This is a genomic window from Flavobacterium sp. (assembly GCF_035456085.1).
GTDB lineage: Bacteria > Bacteroidota > Bacteroidia > Flavobacteriales > Flavobacteriaceae > Flavobacterium.
The window spans coordinates 38,335-57,737 of the sequence record NZ_DATIDY010000136.1; the positions used below are offsets into that span (position 1 = coordinate 38,335).

Here is a 19,403-nt window from a genome sequence, read left to right on the forward strand (position 1 = left end):
TTGATTTACGAATTACGAATTACGATTGCGAATTACGAGTTTCTATTTACTAAGGACTAATTCATTAATCCGCTTGACGGGTTGCTTTTCTTGCTAATTTCTGAAAAACTTCATCCATACTTTTAGCATCAAACTGTTTCTTCAGGTTTTTGGGGGTATCTAGGGCTTCAATTTTTCCATCCACCATGATAGAAACCCTGTCGCAATATTCGGCTTCATCCATATAGTGTGTCGTTACAAAAATGGTAATTCCATCTGCGGCAGCTTTATAAATTAATTCCCAAAATTGCCTGCGTGTAAACGGGTCAACACCTCCTGTTGGTTCATCTAAAAAAACAATTTTAGGATTATGAAAAATGGAAACCGAAAAGGCTAATTTCTGTTTCCAGCCTAATGGCAAATCTTTTACCATTGTATTGCGTTCGCTTTCAAAATTTAATGTTTTTAATAATGCATCCGTTTTGTCGGCAATACTTTTTTCGTCCATTCCATAAATCCCTCCAAACAATCGAATGTTTTCCCAAACCTTTAAATCATTATACAAAGAAAACTTCTGACTCATGTAACCGATGTTTTTCTTAATCATTTCAGGCTTTTTTTTAATATCAAAACCTGCTACTATGCCGCTGCCTTCGGTTGGAATGCTTAATCCGCATAACATTCGCATTGCAGTAGTTTTTCCTGCTCCATTCGCTCCCAGAAAACCAAATATTTCGCCTTGTTCTACTTCTAACGAAATTTTATTCACGGCGGTAAATGCCCCAAATCGTTTTACAAGATTATTTACTTCAATTACTTTCATGCCTTCATAGTTTTATTACTATCGTTTCCCAAATCCATAAAACAGTCTTCAATAGTGGCTTCAATTGCCTCAATATAAATTTCCTTGTGCCCTTTTTCTTCTAGAAACTTCTTCAATTCATTCATTGAATAATTTTCATTCGAAATGGTAACATGAAGGCTTTCTCCAAATGCAAAACAAGTCAGCACGTTTTTATTTGATCGGACATCATTCAAAAGTGTATGCATATCATTACTTTGAACCGCCCATAAAATGTTGTCAAACTGCTTGATTATATTTTCGGGAGTTTCAATTTTCAGGATTTTCCCTTCGGTGATAAGTGCAATTCGGTCACACAATGTGGCTTCGTCCATATAAGGAGTCGAAACTAAAATTGCAATTCCTTGTTTTTGAAGTCTTTTGAGCATTTCCCAAAATTCTTTCCTTGAAACAGGGTCAACTCCAGTAGTTGGTTCATCCAGAAATAAAACAGATGGTTTATGAATCAAAGCGCAACTCAACGCCAGTTTTTGTTTCATTCCACCCGATAAAGCACCGGCACATCTATCTTTAAATGGTTCAATTTGTTTGTAAATATCTTCTATCAAATGGTAATTTTCTTCAATAGTGGTATTAAAGACCGTTGCAAAAAAATTAAGATTTTCCTCAACGGTCAAATCCTGATACAATGAAAATCGACCAGGCATATAGCCAACATGATTTCGGATCTCTCTGAAATTTTTGACAACATCTAAGCCAACGACAGAAACTTCTCCGCTGTCAGGTAATAAAAGCGTAGTCAGAATTCGAAACAGCGTGGTTTTCCCTGCTCCATCTGGTCCAATGATACCAAAGAGTTCACCAGATTTTACCTCAAAAGAAATATTATCTAAGGCTTTATGCTTGGCATAACTTTTATTGATTTGTTTTACCGAAACGACATTCATTTTTTTTTGAGTTTCTGAGTTACTGAGCTACTGAGTTTCTAAGTTTGAATTAAGAAAGACTATGGACTATGAACTAGACTGATCACTGAAAACTGATTACTGACTACTAAATCTTAATTTCCCCATACATTCCAATCTTCAGAAAACCGTCATTTGGAACAGCGATTTTAACTGCATAAACCGAGTTGGCTCTTTCATCCTTTGTCTGAATGGTTTTGGGAGTGAATTCGGATTTGTCGGATATCCAGCTGATTGTTCCTGCATATTCTTTCTTTGCATCTTTACCAAAATCGACAAAAACCTTAACCTTTTGATTGAGTTTTATTTGCGAAAGCTGGCTTGACGTTACATACGCTCTCAAAATCATGTTTTTAACATCTGCAATTTTATAAAGCGGACGCCCAATCATTGTCATTTCAAAGGCATTCGAATATTTAACAAGAACAGTTCCGTTTATAGGATTAATGATTTTACATTTTTTTAATTGGTCATTAATTTGTGCCACCTGAGCATTAACGGTAGTTCCTTGCTCATTAAGAGATGAGGTTGTTGTGTTCAAACTGTTTTTTAACGCTTCCATTTTTGATTTCAAAATAGCAATACGAGTATTGGCATCATCCAATTGCTTTTGAGAAGCAACATCTCCAGCCACCAAATTGGCAATACGTTTTTTGTCGGTTATGGCATTTTTGAGTTCCTCTACCAACGAAGCAATCTGAACTTCAACATCAGGTCTTCCTGACAAGATAGCTTTTTTACTTTGCGATAATTGCATCTTATTAAAATGCAATTGAGTACTATCAATAGAACCCACGAGCTGATTTTCTTTTAGTACATCTCCCTCGTTAACATTAAATGCCAAAATCTGACCGTTAGCTTCTGCTGAAACGATCACCTCTGTAGCTTCAAAAGTTCCCGAAGCATCATAATCATTATCAGTATTTTTACAGGAAAATAAAAATAAAGTCAAGGCTGCGAATGGTAGTGTTTTATATTTCATATTTCAAGAAGTTTAATATTGTTTAATGATCTGAAAGTTCAAAATGGTTTAAGAATTTAATATTGTTCAAGAGTTTAAATCTCCTAAACTGAATTCGCCATTGATGAATCAAAATTCAGAAATCGCATTTCGTAAGTTGTAAATCGCATATCGCATATCGTTCTAATTTCCTTTTATAGTTTTATAATTGTATAAGCTCAAGAGCAGTTGCACATTATGAAGTGCTTTATTGCTTCGCGCCTCACTTTCTTTGTTCATTGAGGTAATTAAATCGTTCATTGAAACCAAAGCATTATCCTTTTTTAGTTGATATGCATTTTTAATTTTTTCTTTGATCGCTACTATTTGATCGTCTTTGGCAAGGATTGCTTTCTGTTTTTCAATATCACTTTCGGCTTGTTTCAATTGCAGATTATTAGTAAATAAAAATGCTTCTTGTTGTACAACGATACGGTCTTTTTGAATTTTCTCTAATTGTTTATTGTTTGATGATTTATAAAGTCCAGAGATATCCCATGACGTGCTTAATCCAACAAGTGCAAGCGAAGACACTTCAGAAGCACCCAAACTCATACTGGGAGTTATACCGATACCAGCAGCAAGAACACCAACTTTTGGCAAAAGAGAAACTTTATCAAAAGCATGTGATGCTTCATTAAGTTTTAATTGACTAGCAAACAAATTAAGTTCGGCTCTGTTATTTTCCATTAAGGCATAATTTTCTACAGTTAATGGGATTTCGAGTTGAACGTTTTCGTTGAGCGATTCTCCAATCATATAAGAAAGCATTTCGACATACCCTTTTCTTGTATAATTGTATTCGATTTTTCTTTGTTCAAGAGATAAAATTTCAGCTTGAACTTCATCGACATCTGATTGATATCCCAATCCGTTGTCTTTAGAAAGTTTGGCGCTGTTTAAGTTACGAAGCAAATTATCATTAAGTAAATTCAATTGCTTCAATTGTTCATCAATCACCAAAATCCCAAAGTACAATTGATTTACGCGTTCCTTAATATTGTTAAAAGCCACATCAACATTTGCCTTATCCACTTCGGCGCTGGCTTTGGCTATGTTTTTATTGGCTTTTATTGCTCCTCCATCATAAATAGTTTGATTAACTTGAGCAATACCAACAAAAATATAATCTTTTTTATCACCAGCCCCAGGCAATTCGGGAAGTCCTTTGATAAGATAACCAGCTATACCCGTAACGCTCAATTGAGGAAGCCAAGCTTTGTTTGCGTTGGAAATCGTGTATTCAAGGGATTTTGAAATCAGGTCGTATTCTTTGATCAGCGGATAATTGGCTTTTGCTTTTTCCTGACACGATTCTATTTTTAATTGGGAATAGCCATAGAAAAAGGGGCAGAAAAACAAAAGCATGAGTACTATTTTATTCATTTTTACATGCATTTTGATTTATGGTATTGATTAGATATTCTGAACATTTGATTCCAACATTGCTTTTGTCCAAATCGGAATTAATTCTTTTCTTTCATTCATCAGTACTGTAAATGCATCTTCATTGGTCAAACCAGAAAATAACATCATTGGTTTTGCTACAAATGGAAAGATTGTCATTCCTAAAATACTTATCAAAAAGTGAGCTGGGTTTAAATCATTTCTTTTTTCTTTTAATTGATTCATAAATGAAGATTGAAAAATGACTTTATCAAAAGAAATATTCTGAACGATAGTTGTGTTTTCTTTTCTAATTTCATTTAATACAAAAATCGGCAGATCAGGATTTTTCAAAAGAACTTCTATATAACCCGAAACAACCAATTCAATTTTTGTTTCAAGCGAAGTTGCATTATCATTTAAAATTGGAATTATAACGCCAAAGAGTTTTTTAAATTTTTCCTGCATGATTTCGTCAAACAGTTTCTTTTTACTTCGAAAATAATAATTCAACAAAGCAAGATTAATGCCTGCTTCTTCGGCAATATCCCGAGTCCGAGTAGCCGAAAATCCTTTACGCATAAAAACTTTGCGTGCGGCTTCTTTAATTTTTTCTTCGGTAGATTGTGAATTTGTATTAGCTATTTTAGACATGACATCTAGTTTTATTCTGTACAAAAATAAAGAAAATATTTTATATTTAAACAACAATTTTAATCAAATGATTAAATCCATTATTTTTTAAACCACCCTTAAACGCTTTGGTCTGAATTGATTAAAAAAAAACTGAACAATGATTTTAGCACCCTAATTTATTAATAGCGTCATTACTTTACGTAAAAGTAAACTGTGAAAAAAGCCTTATCTTTCTTAATTAATTATTTATATTTGCCGAATCTTAAAACTATTCGAATCAATCTGGAATAGTTATAATTAAACATTAAAAAATAATTATTTTTGAGTTCCAATATACTTGGTTCAATTTTTAACCGCATTTAATTCAAAAAATGAATCCTTTTAAAACTATTTCACAATCAATTATATTTTTATTTGCTATCAGCATTAGCTTTGGGCAGCAAGTAGAAAAACCAATTATTACATCAAATCAATTACTTGAATTTCTTACCCAAAACTCTTTAGCATATTCTGATGCGCAATTAGAAAAAGTTAACTATTATAATATGTTAACCGTTGGTGATACTACAGTGATGCTAAAAAACGGCACTACTTACCCTCCTACTCATAGGGATTACAGAAGATTAGGATATGATAGTGCAATGTATGTTGGTGCTGCAATTGCGGCTTTTGGAATACTATATGCAATGCCGGAAAGTGTGACCAATTGGGACAAAGAAGACATGAAAGAAAATGGAATTTTTCATAAATGGAAAGAAAATGTAAAAGCGGGCCCAGTTTGGGATGAAGATGACTGGGTTCTTAATTACATAACACATCCTTATTGTGGAGGTATTTATTACATGACAGCCAGAAGTAGTGGTTTTAACATTTTTGAATCTTTTCTTTATTCAGCCTTCATGTCAACTTTTTTCTGGGAATACGGAATCGAAGCTTTTGCTGAAATTCCATCTAAGCAAGACCTTATCATTACTCCTGTATTAGGATCGGTTGTTGGGGAAGGTTTCTTTTATGCTAAAAAAAGTATTTTAAGAAATGATCATCGTGTTCTAAAATCAAAATTTTTGGGTTACACTTCATTAGCTCTTATGGATCCATTTAATACTTTATTGGACAGTTTTGGTTATAAAGAAAGAGTAAAAACACAAATGAATGTTGCGCCAGTTGGCTTTGATCAAGGAGCACGTAGACCGGTTTGGGGAGTAAATTTCAATATGCAATTTTAATTCATAAGATTTTTTAACCTATTGATAATCATTTTATTAAACTGATTCTTTCATTAAAAAATTAATTTAAATTTTATCGTTAAAATTTGAAAATAATTTGGTTTTTACTAGTAGTGAAAAAAAATTATTATTACTTTTAATACTGCTAATCAATGCTTTACAATAAAAAACCATGTTAATTATAATTCAGATTAGCACTGAATGTTCACTAATTTACTAACCTTTAAAAATGTTCTTTTGAGTGAGTTTACAATCGTTGTCGCTTTTATTTTTATGGTTTTAAATTATATAATTTATTCAAAAATCATTTTAAAATACAAAGCAATAAATAAAGCATTTGTTAGAATAGCAATTGATAAAAAGTAACACCTAGGGTTAAGAAAAAGATTTACAATCCAATAATTTTATGTTAGAACATAAGAAATTGTCTAAAGAAGGTAAACTTTAAATGTATTGATAACCAATGGTCGTAATGTAAAATTTAGCCTTTGTCTATGATAACAATACTTGATTTATAGACAACCATTTGATAAAGTACCTGATTTGGCGTAATACTAGTATACATATACATTTAGGATTAATGCACTAGAAGATACTTTAAAGAATGACAAACAGAGTTTTATTTTTGTTTATATCTTTGAGGCTACAAACAAAAATAAAAAGAGAAAGACTAATCAATATTGACTAGTCTTTCTTTTTTTTTATTCTTTAACTAAATAAATTCCGTCTTCTTTTATCTCAATTAGTTTTTCCTTATACAAAGCCCCAATTGCCTTTTTGAAGGTTTTCTTGCTCATCTTCAATACTGTTTTGATGTCTTCGGGATGTGAATTATCAGTTAAACGCAAAAAGCCTCTGCTGGCTCTTAATTCATCTAGAATTTTCTCTGCATTTGGCTCTATACTTTGATAACCTTGCATTTGTAAAGAAACATCAATTTTATTATCAGGTCTGATATTTTTTATATACCCTCGCAAACGATCTCCTGTGCGGATGGAATCATCATAGACTTCATCTTTGTACAACAATCCTTTATGTTTTTCATTGATGATAACGTTGATTCCTAATTCTGTAATATGCGAAACAATTAAGTCAACCTCTTCTCCTTTTTCGACAGTAAGATGATCGTTTTTTAAAAATTGGTTTAATTTACTAGAAGCTACTAAACGATTGGTTTTTTCGTCTAAAAAAAGATAAACCAAATAACGTTTCCCTTTCTCCATAGGGCGTGCCTGCTCTTTGAACGGAACTAGGATATCCTTTTCCATTCCCCAATCCATAAATGCACCGATTTGGTTAATATAATTCACTCTCAAAAGAGCAAACTCATTCAGGAAAATATAAGGTTCTAAGGTAGTGGCAACTGGACGTTGCTCATGGTCCAAATAAGCAAAAACAATAAGCTCCTCACCTATTTCAAATTCTTTTGGAACATATTTATTTGGTAAAAGTATATCGTGTTTTCCTTTAGGATCTTTTTCTGGATTTCCTAAAAACAAACCCACTTTGGTATCACGCAGTATTGTTAGCGTATTATATTTTCCTATTTCAATCATTTTCTTGAGATTCTTGCCCTTTTCGACTATTTTATAAAGCGCAAAGGTACAAAGATTAAACTATGAAATGTTAGGTAAAATTTATAACTAACTTAAATTTTATTGAGTTGAAAAGGCTTTAAAACTTACAAGTAAATTATCCATGCTAGGTAACTCAGAATTTATTTTTTACTAAAGTAATATCATCAATTACACAAAAGGAATTTGCTTTGGCAGAGGCTAAAAAACCAATTTCGACTTTGTTGTTTTTTATAGTAACATTTGAAATTGAAATTGTTTTCCAAGCAGGATTAACATCAGTTATATTCAACCGAAAAGTTTTGTTATTGCTTTTGGCATACATTGTCAGTTCTTCAAAACTTTTGGTATTTTTTATCTTGGCAGTCAATGTATAAACGCCATCACTTAAAGCAACATAAGGCGTTGATGAAATTACTTGGGAAATTTTTCGGCTAAAATCAACTTTATCACTAATCTGCAAGCTTTTCTCTCCTATGACTTCTTTTCTATCTTCTTCTGTATTGAAAAAATTTAAAGTAGGCGAACTTTCGTCGGTAGTACTTATTTTATTTCCTTTTATAATCTCTGTTTTCCAACCTAAAAGTTGTTCTTGTATTGGTTTAAAATTACTTGGAATTTTATTTCGATCAGCTTCAAAACTACCGTTTTTTACAAAATTATTATCAGCTCCCACTGTCCATTCTCCTGTTTTTTCATTTAAATTCCAAGAACTAAGCGAATTGAAATAAGGTATATCGCCATCAAACGAAAGTGGAAACCATTGATTGTAGCCCAACCCGTTTCCAGCAAAATCTGCCCATCGGTCACCACAATACAATACTGTTTCTTGTTTGCTTCCTTTTATTGTATAAAAAAATCCAGTTTGAGTGACATGCGCATAGTCTTCTTCACTTCCCTTCATAATTTGCATATCATTTGTGGGCAAATAAGGTCCTCTAATGTTGTCTGAAACCAAATAATATGCAAACGAAGAATCCCAGCCATAAATATTGGAAGCAACCATATAATACTTGTTTTTGTATTTGAACATGCAATTTCCTTCGCGACTTTGTCCTTGAAATACTTTTGTACAATCCAATAAGTTTACTTTTCCTTCTTTGATACCAATTTCCGAGACGTAGATTTTATTACGTCCTTTTCCATACGAATAAACAAGATAGGATTTCCCATCGTCATCGGTAAATACCGTTTGATCGCCTGTGTTTGTAGTTCCAATTAACGGTTCCATATTAATTTTTTGATGCATCGAAAAATTTCCAGTCGGAGAATCAGCCAAAGCAATTAATACTTCTGATCCATGTTGTACAAACATTGCATATTTTTTTAACTCTGAGATAAAAGCTACACCCAAACGTCCTACCCAAGTTGGTTTTCCATCAGGAAATGCCGTTTGTTCGGTTAAAACATTTTGCTCAAAAGTCCAATTCACAAGATCTGTAGAACTGTAACAAGTAACTGATTCGAAAGTGGCATTTTTTAAAGTTACAGAAGGATTTTTTCTGTAAATAGCTGCTTCTTTATATTGCACGCCATACCAATAATATTTTTCAGTTCCCGATGTTGGATCTTGAAATCTGAAAATTCCACCTCCCTGACTGTAGATTGGCGTTCGGTTTTGAGTATCCCAAAAAATATCATTCTTAATATTTTTGAATTGAGCGCTTATTATTATTGGAAAAATAAATAAAAGAAGGGTAAGGAAATTTTTGAGGAGATTCGTCATAATTTTTTCTATTGCTGAATGCTAAAATTAAGATCCATATTAATCAAAATCATCCTGCTCTGTCCTGAATATATTTTTTAATAAATAATTCTAAAGTATATAAACTAAAAAAGCGCCTTAATAGACGCTTCTCATAGAATGTTGATTTTTAATTATAAGCACTTTCCTTTCCAAAATGCAGTGTCAACAAATAATAAACTACTGCACGATATTTGTTTTTATTAGTTTCACCATACTGTTTTAGGACAGTATCGATTCCTGCTTTTAGTTCCGGACTATCGGGCAGACCCAATTTCTTAATTAGAAAATTTTTCTTTACAGTTACAATTTCTGATTGTTGTGTGCCAGCAATAATTGAAGAATCAGGATTGTAAATAGACGGACCACAACCTATAGTCACTTTTGTCAATAATTCCATATCTGGATTAATTCCACATTTTTCTTTCAAGTCCGTTGCATACTTCACAATTAATTTATCTTTTGCCCCCATAACTATAAAATTAAGTTTGTTTCGTTTTCATAACTAGCTCAAATTTAATGATTTATTATTTATGTGTGCGATTTTTAGTTATTATTTTTTCATGAAAATATCATTTTTAAAATTTAAATAAAATTTTATATTAAAAATTACTCTTACAATATATTTAAGCCTTAGTACTACTTTATCATCAAAGATTTTACTGAAAGGCGTGGATTTTTCATTATATAAAAACCAGAATTATACTTACAATAACTGATATTTTATAATCCGACTGTAGTTTCAAAAAAACTGTTCTATTGCAGATTTTTATTTACCTTCCATTGCATTTTCTGGATTTGCCAAAAACGTGAATTGTAACACTTGTATTTTCTTTTTTGATTCAATGTATAGTAACTAATTCCGTTTATTATTTTCAGTAAATTTGATTCGAACCAAAACAATGAATTATGAGCCTAAAATCCATCATTTATTCCATCCCTTTAGTCTTTTTTACTTCTATTTTATCTTCACAAACCGTTTTAAACGATCCTGAAATAAACAAGATGGTTACTGAAGTTAAAGCTGAAAATTTAGAAATCACCATAAAAAAACTGGTTTCTTTTGGTACCAGACACACCTTGAGTGACACTAAAAGTAAAACTCGCGGTATTGGCGCAGCTCAGGCGTGGGTAAAATCAGAATTTGATAAATATGCCTTAGAATCAAATGGAAGACTTACGTCAAAAATTGATTATTTTACTGTAAAAGCAGATGGAAAGCGAATTCCCGTTGATAGTCAGTTAGGAAACGTAATGGCAACATTAAAAGGAACCGACCCACAAGATGACAGAATACTGATCATCAGCGGTCATTTGGACTCACGTGTTTCGGATGTTATGAATATTACTGCAGATGCCCCAGGAGCAAATGATGATGGGTCTGGTGTAGCTGCAATGATGGAACTTGCGAAAATTATGAGTAAACGTTCATTTCCATGTACTATTATATTTGTCGCTGTAACCGGTGAAGAGCAAGGGCTCTATGGAGCAAGACATCTTGCTGAAATAGCCAAAGCTGAAAATTGGAATATTTTGGCAATGCTTAATAATGACATGATTGGCAATAGTTTATCAAATGGTACACGATTGAGTGATAATACAAAAGTTCGCGTGTTTAGCGAAACCATTCCTTATTTAGAAACTGAAGAGGAAGCTAAAATGCGAAAAGCTATAAATAGTGACAACGATAGCCCTTCGAGACAATTAGCCCGATATATCAAAACTGCAACTGAGCAATATGTCCCGCAACTGGAAGTAGAATTAGTCTATAGAAATGACCGGTTTTTGCGCGGTGGAGACCATACTCCGTTTAGCCAAAATGGCTTTACAGCAGTCCGTATATGCGAAATGAATGAAAACTATGATCACCAACATCAAGATTTAAGAACAGAAAATGGTGTAAAATATGGTGACTTACCGGAATTTATGGATTTCGATTATTTGCGTAAAACAACTGCTGCCAATTTAGCTAGTTTAGCCAATTTAGCCTGGTCACCGAAAGCTCCTAAAAATGTGGGGATTGAAGTTAAAGAATTGACTAATTTTTCAAAACTGGTATGGGAAGCTCCCAAAGAAAAAGCGCCTTTCGGATATCAAATTTTAATTAGAAGCACCTCAGAAGCGCAATGGCAAAAAACAATTTTTGTCAAAGATACTCAAGTACAAATCCCCTACTCAAAAGACAATTACTTTTTTGCAGTTCAAGCAGTTGATGAATTGGGGCATTGTAGCTTGGCGGTTTTCCCTAAGCCAATTCGATAAATTATCAAACACAAAAAAAGCGTCAACTAAGACGCTTTTTTTATATAATAATAATGATATAATTTTAAACCAACTCTTTAAAATATTGCAATAAAATAGCATTATTCTCCAATGTTGGTGTGAAAACTTCCAAAATTCCTGGTTTATCATTTTGTGCATATAAAGTATCCAATCCTTGAATTAAGCTAGTTTCATCATTGGCAACATTATAATTTAAGTTGTACATTTTAGCCAAATGCTCGGCTGTTAATTTATGCGTGGTTTCAAAGAAAGTATTAAAAACAGGTGTTTCCTCATGTCCTGGCAAGATTCTAAAAATTCCACCTCCTCCATTATTAATCAAAATAATTTTGAAATTTTTCGGAATGTAATTATTCCAAAGTGCATTACTGTCGTATAAAAATCCAATATCTCCAGTTATAAAAACCGTTTGCTTTGGATTGCCAACCGCTGCTCCAATTGCTGTGGAAGTGCTTCCATCAATTCCGCTGGTTCCTCTATTGCAGTACACTTCGATTGAGTTATCGATTGAAATTAATTGTGCGTATCGAATCGCCGAGCTATTGCTTATTTGCAATTGACTGTTTTTTGGCAGACCTTTTATCACTTTCTCAAAAACTTTTAAATCTGAAAAAGGAATTTTAGAAAGATAGATTTCATGTTTTTCATTTCGTAAAGTTTTAACCGAATCCATTCGGCTGAAATAATCACTTTCAATTTTTGCTGTTAATGGTAAAAAAGCATTGAAGAAAGTATTAGGATCTATTTCGAAATGCTTACTCAAACTACCAAAAGTATCATAAGCTCTCAACGAATCTATGTGCCAATGATGTTTAGGTTTGTATTTTCTTAAAAATGCTTTTATACGTTTCGAAACTACCATTCCACCAAAAGTCACCAGAATTTCAGGACGAAATGCTTCAAAATCATCCGCTGTAAATGGTGTGATGATAGTATCAATACTATTTATAAAACTTGGGTGATGAATATTTGAGGTCGTTTCGGTCATTACCACCACCGATTCATCAATTGCGAAAGCATCAATTGTTTTTTGGTCAATCGAATTTGGTTCATTTACACCTGTAAGAATCAATTTTCGAGTTGCTGTGTTCCAAATATTTGCAGATTCTAATAAAGCTGCACTATCAATGGTCTGCAGCTCATTTGCGGAAGCGAAAACTTTACTTTTTACACTTAACTCCGAGATGGTTTCGTACAAAGGCTCTTCAAAAGGTGCATTAATATGAACAGGTCCTTTTTTATCAATTGCAGTATTTATTGCCTCGTTGATTTTTATATCATTTTCCTCTGAAGCTTCTTCGGTTAAATTAGCGTTGTATAGAGAATGATTTTCAAAAACATTCTGCTGACGAATAGTTTGTCCATCACCAATATCAATCTTGCTCTGAGGCCTGTCTGCCGAAACCACAATAAGCGGAATCTCGCTATAAAATGCTTCTGAAAGCGCCGGATAATAATTCAGCAAAGCCGAACCTGAAGTACAGACAATAACAGTTGGTTTTCGGGTTTGCTGTGCAATTCCCAACGCAAAAAATGCTGCAACACGTTCATCTGCTATACTGTAACATTTGAAAGCTGGATTGCTTGCAAAACCTATCGTTAGAGGCGCATTTCGAGAACCCGGAGATATGATAATGTTGGTAATTTCTTTGGCTAAAAATATTTGAAGAATGCTTTGTGCTAAAGGTATTTTGGGATACGTCATTGTATAATTTTCAAAGTAACAAATATACTAAGTTGTAAGGGTTTTTCAGTAATCTAAAATAGTTTTCTTAATTTTGAAAACAAATTTTAATTCGATGAAAATCATTCAAAGACCATACCAAACTAAAGATACTCAAGGAATATTAGATATTATAAATTACAATATTCTAAATTCAACATCTTTATACGATTACAATACTCGAAGCTACGAACAGCAAAAGACTATATTGGAAGACAAAATCAGCAAAAACTTCCCTGTAATTGTCGCCGAATATGATGGAAAAGTGGTTGGTTTTGGTATGTATGGCGAATTTAGATTTAAAGAAGCTTATAAATTTACTGTCGAACATTCGGTTTATGTAAGCAACGATTACCATGGAAAAGGAATTGGAAAACTTTTATTAGCCGAATTAATTCAACTTGCCAAAAAACAAAACCTTCATACGATGATTGCTGTAATCGATGCCGAGAATCAAAGCAGTGTTGGTTTTCATGAGAAATTTGGTTTTAAAACCGTTGGAATTATTAAAGAATCAGGTTATAAATTTGATCGTTGGTTGCATTCAGTGTTCATGCAATTGATTTTTGAATAGTATTTGAAAGAGTTTGTTCTGAAACCTATTCGTAAGAAAAGAAAAATCAAATAATACTATTTAAAATTTAAAAAAAATAATTATGGATGCTAAAGAACAAGTTCTAAATGCAATGAAAAAGGACGGCACTCCTTTAAATGCTGGTAAAGTTGTAGAATTAACAGGTCTTGAACGCAAAGTCGTAGATAAGGCAATGGATCAACTAAAAAAGGAAGAATCTATTTTTTCGCCAAAACGTTGCTATTGGCAAGCAAAATAATAAAACTGAATTCCTAACAAATGTTTATCTATAATAAAAGTAAGTCTCAAAACACAACCCAATAAAGAATAGTATCTTTGCGGTTTTACAATTATTATGGATTTTACATTGCTCTCATCACCTTTACAAGGTTTTACCGATTTTCGTTTTAGAAATGCTCAAAATAAATATTTCGGAGGAATTGATACTTTTTATTCCCCATACATTCGATTGAACGGAAAATTGGAAATCAAAAACTCGTATCATCGTGATTTACTTCCCGAAAACAATGATACGTTAGAAGTAATTCCGCAAGTAATTACCAACGATGCCGAAGAATTTTTATTTGTCGCCAAATATGTTAGAGAATTAGGTTATAAAGAATTGAATTGGAATCTAGGTTGTCCTTATCCAATGGTGACGAAATCCGGAATGGGCAGTGGTTTGATTAGTAATACCGAAAAAATAAATCATATACTGGACAGAGTACATTCGGAAACTGATATTATTGTTTCTATGAAAATGCGTTTGGGCTACGATACTACCGAAGAAATTCTGGATGTTTTACCAATTTTAGATAAATATCCAATCAAAAATATTGCGATTCATGCCAGAATCGGAAAACAATTATATAAAGGAGGTGTGCATTTGGATGCTTTTCAGCAATGTATTGATAACACTAAACATAAATTATATTATAATGGCGATATCACAACAGTAGCCAAATTCCACGAAATGCAACAACGTTTTCCATCCATAGATCACTGGATGATTGGAAGAGGTTTGATTGCTGATCCTTTTTTGCCAAGCATGATAAAAAATAATAGCGTTGAATATCCTAAAAACAAAATGGAGTTATTCAGTGCTTTTCACGATACTTTATACGAAGGTTATAGTGAATCATTGTCGGGACAAACTCATATTTTATTGAAAATGCATCACTTATGGGAATATTTTTCGGTGATTTTTTCGAATCCACACAAAGTTCATAAGAACATTAAAAAATCCAAAAGCATTCGAAATTACGAGGCAACTGTTAAGGAAGTTATTGCACAGGAAAAGTAATCTATTCAAGATCATAATCTTATAAGTTTTAAACGCAAATATGTAATAGCAAAAAACATAAATGCAAATAAATTTGTTTCAACTTAAAAACAAATATCATGAACCTAAAAAGATTATTCGGAGCTGTGCTTACCATTTTAGGAATAGCAGGACTTATTTATGCGGCAGTTATTTTTGCAGATACATCAGGCCAAACAAGAGACATCAAATCCTTAATTATTTACGGAATTCTAGGAATTGTGTTTTTTACTTCTGGTATCAGTTTGGTACGTACAACAAAAGATGAATCGTAAAAAATGATTTTTATATTTTTAAAAAAGTCAATTAAGAATAAATTGTATATTATCTCTTAATTGACTTTTCTAAATATTTTATTACTACGCTTTAATCCAATTTACCACTTCCGGATCTGTTGGCAACGTTTTAGGAGCAATTACTTTTTCTAGTTCTCCTTTTTTATTGATTAAATATTTTTGGAAATTCCATTGTACTTCAGAATCTTGCAAACCATTTTTTGATTTTTGAGTCAAAAATTGATAAACTGGAGACATATCATCTCCTTTTACAGAAACTTTATCCATCATAGGAAAAGTAACCCCATAATTTAATTTGCAAAAAGTAGCTATTTCTTCATTAGTTCCTGGTTCCTGTGATGCAAAATTATTTGCCGGAAAACCAACGATTACAAATCCTTTTGAAGCATACTCTTTGTACAAAGCTTCTAAATCTTTATACTGAGGTGTTAATCCACATTTTGAAGCAGTATTAACAATCATTACTTTTTTGCCCTTTAGCGAAGCAAAATCAAAAGTTTCTCCGTATAAATCTTGTACTTTAAATTGATAGATGGTTTGTTTCACTTGTGCTTGAATTTGAATATTAAACAAGAACATTGCGCAGATAGCGATTACTAATTTTTTCATGATATAATTTTTATATAAAATTAGAACAATTATCTGTAATCTAGCAAAACTAGAATAAAAATAAAGTTAATGAAGGATCCTAAAAGAAGATTTTGACATATGACTATCCAAAAAAAAATGCTCCCAATTAGAAGCATTTTTTAGTTATAATTTGATAATTTCATCGGATTCCCCCATGCAATTTTCTCCTAAACCTAACCTACTAAATTTAAAATTTTAATAAAATTACAAATCCAAATAATTATCTTATTGAATAGATATGACAAATGTAATTTTATTTTTTAATAAATTCTATTAAAAGTAAATAAAATCGATGAAATACATAATTTTACAAATTTAACATTAATCAAATTACATTTTTGCTAAATAATTTTAAATGAAACTGGATAACCTAGAAATAATAAAGCAAAAAAAAATGCTCCCAATTAGAAGCATTTTTTAATCATAATTTGATAATTTCATCGGATTCCCCCATGCAATTTTTTTCCTAAACCTAACCTACTAAATTTAAAATTTTTAATAAAACTACAAATCCAAATAATTATCTTGTTGAATAGATATCGCAAATGTAATACTATTTTTTAATAAAAATCTATTAAAAGTAAATAAAATCGATTAAATGCATAGTTTTCTTTTTTTAATAAGAATTATTATTTAATAAAATTAATGACTTAATTTTTTAAAAAAAGCCTCTCTATTTAAAATTTAGATTGGTTTAAAGAACTTTCAATAAATTAAATCATTTGCTAGCAAAAATAAAAGTGAGATTGTTCAGAGAAAATTAAGCAAAAAAAAAATGCTCCAAAATAGAGCATTTTTATTGTCAATAATTTGATAAGTCCATCAGATTCCCCCATGTAATTTTTTTCCTAAACCTAACCTACTAATTTAAAAAATTTAATAAATTACAAATCTAAATAACTATCTTTATTTGAATAGATATGCCAAAGATAAAAAAAATATTTTATACTTTATCCACAAAATGCATATTTTTTCGACAAAATACATAAAAATATAAAATATATAAGAGTATTATATCTTTTTGGATTGTTATTATATATTGAAAGCTAGAAGAAATTGGGGAAGATAAAAAAAAGATGCCCTTTAAAAAGAGCATCTTTTGAACCAAATAAAAACCGATAATTTTGGTGTAATCTTTATTTTTAACTAACTAATTGTAAACTAAACTATGAAAATAACTTACTAACTCAAGATCACAACCATCATTATCTATAATATGATTTTCAAATACCGTGCCACAAACGTCCAAATGACACAAAAAATGGATTAAAACGCAGTTATTCAATATATTATAAGTTATGTACTGTTATTTATTTCCAAAAAAATAAAAAAAATTAATTTGTGACAAAAAAAAGGCCAATATTAAAATTGCCCTTTTTGCATTGCAAATTTGATTTATTTAATCTTCTTATAAAACTTTTTATATTTTGGATAAGTTACAGCGCCAATAAAAGAAATTGTTCCAAATGAATACCATATCCAGCTTAAAGAATGTGCCTCACCACTTGCGTAAGAATGTAATCCAACTAAGTGGAAATTTACTCCATAATAAGTAAATAAAATAGATATAAAGGCAAACATGCTCATTAGGTTAAAAATCCATTTTCCTCGCAAAGCTGGTACAAAACGAGCATGAATCACAAACGCATACACCATTATACTAATTAATGCCCAAGTTTCTTTTGGATCCCATCCCCAGTAACGACCCCAGCTTTCATTGGCCCACTGCCCTCCAAGGAAGTTTCCGATGGTCAACATTATCAAACCAATGGTTAATGACATCTCGTTTATAATTGTAAGCTCCTTTATATTCAATTCCATTTTGGCTTTGTTTTTTTCGTTAGTACAAAAGATTAAAAGCAATGAAACAAAACCTAACATCATTCCCAATGCAGTTGGCCCATAACTTGCAACAATAACCGCTACGTGAATCATAAGCCAATACGAATTAAGAACCGGCTGTAGGTTGGCAATCTCAGGATCAATCCAATTCATATATGCAGCCGAAAGGATCATTGAAGTTACAAAAGCTGCTGAAGCTACCGTTAACTTTGATTTTACATCAAATGCCAAACCAAAAAACATTGTCGCCCAAGCTACGTAAACAATCGCTTCATAAGCATTACTCCAAGGTGCATGTCCGGAAATATACCAACGAGCAATTAACGTAACTGTATGCAATAGAAAAAGAACCGCAATTATCACATGCATTGTGTTTACCGAAATACGTATAAATTTAGAATCTTTAAAAATTTGAATAATCGTAAAAACAAACATCAAAATTGCAGCAAAAAGATACCAATAAGGCAATTTCTGTAGCAAATCATATTTGTTATAAGTGATTTCCAAATCAATTTTATCTTCAGTTGGCCTTACTTTGCTGCCAAATTTCTTTTGAAAACCATTGATGCTTTCTAGTAATTGATCGGCAGTTTTATAATTTTTAGTTTGAATAGCATTTCCTAAAGTTCCAAAATAAAGTGGCAGAATACTTTTAGTATAAGTAGAATCCATTCCTTTTAAACCTGCATGTTCCAATTCTAAATAGGATATCCATTTATTGCCTGGATCATTTGGTATTGGAAAAATCCTCAAAATGCTTCCGCTTAAGGCTGATTCCATCAAGTTTACTTTTTTATCAGTTTCGACAAAATCCTTTTCAAACTGATTTGGGTTGGCAGCTTTGTAAGCGGCATCCAAATATGGCGATAATTTATAATTTCCTTTTTCATCAAAAAAAGCAATAAAAGGAGCAAATTTATCTTTAGCATCAATTCCAATTATTTTACGAATACTATCATTTCCTGATTTGATATAAATCAAAGGAATCTCAATCCATAATTGGGCACTTTGTGTCATTGACAAAAATACCTGATCAGAATTCATTCCATTGTAAGTATCTGAATGACTAACTTTTCGCAACAATTCTGATGAAAAAGTATTAATAGGTTTCATTCTACCGCCAGCATCCTGGATAATCAATCTTCCAAATTTTGCTGCATGTTCTTTGGTAACGGTAAAAGACTTCAACACCGAATCTAATTGTTTTTGAGTAGGCTTTACTCGTATATGACCTGAATGTGATTCCTCTGTTTTCGCGTCATCGTGCTGATGCTCATGTTCATGGTCGTGATTATGCTCTTGTGCAAAACTAGTTATACTTAAAAATAAAACTAGGATAGTCAATAATTTGGCTTTTTTCTTTTTCACCACATCTAATTTTCTTTTCAAATCGGCAAAACGAGAATGTTTAACAAACAAAAT

General features: G+C 31.7%; 17 protein-coding genes. 6 read left to right on the plus strand and 11 right to left on the minus strand.

Going from position 1 to position 19,403, the window contains the following annotated elements:
• Positions 1 to 64: 64 nt before the first annotated feature.
• From VLC96_RS10835 to VLC96_RS10855, 5 genes are all read right to left on the minus strand, one after another.
• Positions 65 to 802 carry an ABC transporter ATP-binding protein gene (locus tag VLC96_RS10835; RefSeq protein WP_325262870.1) on the minus strand — a complete coding sequence of 246 codons (738 nt, stop codon included), beginning with the start codon at positions 800 to 802 and terminating at the stop codon, positions 65 to 67.
• Entirely contained in the window at positions 799 to 1,728 is a 930-nt protein-coding gene (locus VLC96_RS10840) for an ABC transporter ATP-binding protein (protein ID WP_325262872.1), read from the minus strand. Before VLC96_RS10840 ends, VLC96_RS10835 begins: the two co-directional genes overlap by 4 nt.
• Before the next feature lie 106 nt (positions 1,729 to 1,834).
• Positions 1,835 to 2,728 (minus strand): HlyD family secretion protein, encoded by an 894-nt coding sequence (locus VLC96_RS10845; protein ID WP_325262874.1) that lies wholly within the window; start codon positions 2,726 to 2,728, stop codon positions 1,835 to 1,837.
• Positions 2,729 to 2,890: 162 nt separating this feature from the next.
• On the minus strand, positions 2,891 to 4,132 hold the full coding sequence (locus VLC96_RS10850) for a TolC family protein (protein ID WP_325262876.1): 1,242 nt from the start codon (positions 4,130 to 4,132) through the stop codon (positions 2,891 to 2,893).
• A 30-nt stretch (positions 4,133 to 4,162) separates the two neighbouring features.
• A complete protein-coding gene (locus VLC96_RS10855; protein WP_325262878.1) occupies positions 4,163 to 4,786 on the minus strand; it encodes a TetR/AcrR family transcriptional regulator in 624 nt (207 codons plus the stop codon).
• A gap of 353 nt (positions 4,787 to 5,139) precedes the next feature.
• Here VLC96_RS10855 and VLC96_RS10860 point away from each other — a divergent pair, with 353 nt between their 5' ends.
• Entirely contained in the window at positions 5,140 to 5,994 is an 855-nt protein-coding gene (locus VLC96_RS10860) for a DUF3943 domain-containing protein (RefSeq protein ID WP_325262880.1), read from the plus strand.
• Positions 5,995 to 6,695: 701 nt separating this feature from the next.
• Here VLC96_RS10860 and VLC96_RS10865 read toward each other — a convergent pair.
• From VLC96_RS10865 to VLC96_RS10875, 3 genes are all read right to left on the minus strand, one after another.
• Entirely contained in the window at positions 6,696 to 7,550 is an 855-nt protein-coding gene (locus VLC96_RS10865) for a CvfB family protein (RefSeq protein WP_325262883.1), read from the minus strand.
• 154 nt (positions 7,551 to 7,704) lie between these two features.
• The gene (locus VLC96_RS10870; protein WP_325262886.1) at positions 7,705 to 9,294 is read right to left on the minus strand and encodes a family 43 glycosylhydrolase; all 1,590 of its coding nucleotides are present in this window, start codon (positions 9,292 to 9,294) and stop codon (positions 7,705 to 7,707) included.
• Between the two features lie 148 nt (positions 9,295 to 9,442).
• Positions 9,443 to 9,784: a DUF2853 family protein gene (locus VLC96_RS10875; protein WP_325262888.1), complete on the minus strand. Its 342-nt coding sequence runs from the start codon at positions 9,782 to 9,784 to the stop codon at positions 9,443 to 9,445.
• A gap of 437 nt (positions 9,785 to 10,221) precedes the next feature.
• Between VLC96_RS10875 and VLC96_RS10880 the strand changes: the two genes are divergently transcribed.
• Positions 10,222 to 11,574: a M28 family metallopeptidase gene (locus VLC96_RS10880; RefSeq protein WP_325262890.1), complete on the plus strand. Its 1,353-nt coding sequence runs from the start codon at positions 10,222 to 10,224 to the stop codon at positions 11,572 to 11,574.
• Between the two features lie 64 nt (positions 11,575 to 11,638).
• Here the strand turns inward: VLC96_RS10880 and menD are convergent, their stop codons facing one another.
• Positions 11,639 to 13,300 carry a 2-succinyl-5-enolpyruvyl-6-hydroxy-3-cyclohexene-1-carboxylic-acid synthase gene (menD, locus tag VLC96_RS10885; RefSeq protein ID WP_325262892.1) on the minus strand — a complete coding sequence of 554 codons (1,662 nt, stop codon included), beginning with the start codon at positions 13,298 to 13,300 and terminating at the stop codon, positions 11,639 to 11,641.
• Positions 13,301 to 13,394: 94 nt separating this feature from the next.
• On the opposite strand from menD, the gene VLC96_RS10890 reads away from it, so the two are divergent.
• The 4 genes from VLC96_RS10890 to VLC96_RS10905 all read left to right on the plus strand — a co-directional run bounded on the left by VLC96_RS10890 (position 13,395) and on the right by VLC96_RS10905 (position 15,488).
• Positions 13,395 to 13,892: a GNAT family N-acetyltransferase gene (locus tag VLC96_RS10890; RefSeq protein ID WP_325262895.1), complete on the plus strand. Its 498-nt coding sequence runs from the start codon at positions 13,395 to 13,397 to the stop codon at positions 13,890 to 13,892.
• Positions 13,893 to 13,974: 82 nt separating this feature from the next.
• Positions 13,975 to 14,151, plus strand: a complete 177-nt coding sequence (locus tag VLC96_RS10895) for a hypothetical protein (RefSeq protein ID WP_325262897.1) — start codon at positions 13,975 to 13,977, stop codon at positions 14,149 to 14,151.
• Positions 14,152 to 14,247: 96 nt separating this feature from the next.
• Positions 14,248 to 15,195 carry a tRNA dihydrouridine synthase gene (locus VLC96_RS10900; protein WP_325262899.1) on the plus strand — a complete coding sequence of 316 codons (948 nt, stop codon included), beginning with the start codon at positions 14,248 to 14,250 and terminating at the stop codon, positions 15,193 to 15,195.
• A gap of 98 nt (positions 15,196 to 15,293) precedes the next feature.
• Entirely contained in the window at positions 15,294 to 15,488 is a 195-nt protein-coding gene (locus VLC96_RS10905) for a hypothetical protein (RefSeq protein WP_325262901.1), read from the plus strand.
• A gap of 84 nt (positions 15,489 to 15,572) precedes the next feature.
• On the opposite strand, the gene VLC96_RS10910 is transcribed toward VLC96_RS10905, so the two are convergent.
• Both VLC96_RS10910 and VLC96_RS10915 read right to left on the minus strand, forming a co-directional pair.
• Positions 15,573 to 16,118 (minus strand): glutathione peroxidase, encoded by a 546-nt coding sequence (locus VLC96_RS10910; RefSeq protein WP_325262903.1) that lies wholly within the window; start codon positions 16,116 to 16,118, stop codon positions 15,573 to 15,575.
• Positions 16,119 to 17,534: 1,416 nt separating this feature from the next.
• Positions 17,535 to 19,403, minus strand: a 1,869-nt coding sequence (locus VLC96_RS10915) for a cytochrome c biogenesis protein (RefSeq protein ID WP_325262905.1), incomplete at its 5' end; no start/stop codon positions are given.

Excerpts from the sequence above, each read along its gene's own strand:
- VLC96_RS10870 (WP_325262886.1), bottom strand. The coding sequence starts at position 9,294 with ATGACGAATCTCCTCAAAAATTTCCTTACCCTTCTTTTATTTATTTTT.
- VLC96_RS10905 (WP_325262901.1), top strand. The coding sequence starts at position 15,294 with ATGAACCTAAAAAGATTATTCGGAGCTGTGCTTACCATTTTAGGAATA.
- VLC96_RS10855 (WP_325262878.1), bottom strand. The coding sequence starts at position 4,786 with ATGTCTAAAATAGCTAATACAAATTCACAATCTACCGAAGAAAAAATT.
- VLC96_RS10910 (WP_325262903.1), bottom strand. The coding sequence starts at position 16,118 with ATGAAAAAATTAGTAATCGCTATCTGCGCAATGTTCTTGTTTAATATT.
- VLC96_RS10900 (WP_325262899.1), top strand. The coding sequence starts at position 14,248 with ATGGATTTTACATTGCTCTCATCACCTTTACAAGGTTTTACCGATTTT.
- VLC96_RS10835 (WP_325262870.1), bottom strand. The coding sequence starts at position 802 with ATGAAAGTAATTGAAGTAAATAATCTTGTAAAACGATTTGGGGCATTT.
- VLC96_RS10890 (WP_325262895.1), top strand. The coding sequence starts at position 13,395 with ATGAAAATCATTCAAAGACCATACCAAACTAAAGATACTCAAGGAATA.
- VLC96_RS10840 (WP_325262872.1), bottom strand. The coding sequence starts at position 1,728 with ATGAATGTCGTTTCGGTAAAACAAATCAATAAAAGTTATGCCAAGCAT.
- VLC96_RS10875 (WP_325262888.1), bottom strand. The coding sequence starts at position 9,784 with ATGGGGGCAAAAGATAAATTAATTGTGAAGTATGCAACGGACTTGAAA.
- VLC96_RS10895 (WP_325262897.1), top strand. The coding sequence starts at position 13,975 with ATGGATGCTAAAGAACAAGTTCTAAATGCAATGAAAAAGGACGGCACT.
- VLC96_RS10850 (WP_325262876.1), bottom strand. The coding sequence starts at position 4,132 with ATGAATAAAATAGTACTCATGCTTTTGTTTTTCTGCCCCTTTTTCTAT.
- VLC96_RS10860 (WP_325262880.1), top strand. The coding sequence starts at position 5,140 with ATGAATCCTTTTAAAACTATTTCACAATCAATTATATTTTTATTTGCT.
- VLC96_RS10845 (WP_325262874.1), bottom strand. The coding sequence starts at position 2,728 with ATGAAATATAAAACACTACCATTCGCAGCCTTGACTTTATTTTTATTT.
- menD (WP_325262892.1), bottom strand. The coding sequence starts at position 13,300 with ATGACGTATCCCAAAATACCTTTAGCACAAAGCATTCTTCAAATATTT.
- VLC96_RS10865 (WP_325262883.1), bottom strand. The coding sequence starts at position 7,550 with ATGATTGAAATAGGAAAATATAATACGCTAACAATACTGCGTGATACC.
- VLC96_RS10880 (WP_325262890.1), top strand. The coding sequence starts at position 10,222 with ATGAGCCTAAAATCCATCATTTATTCCATCCCTTTAGTCTTTTTTACT.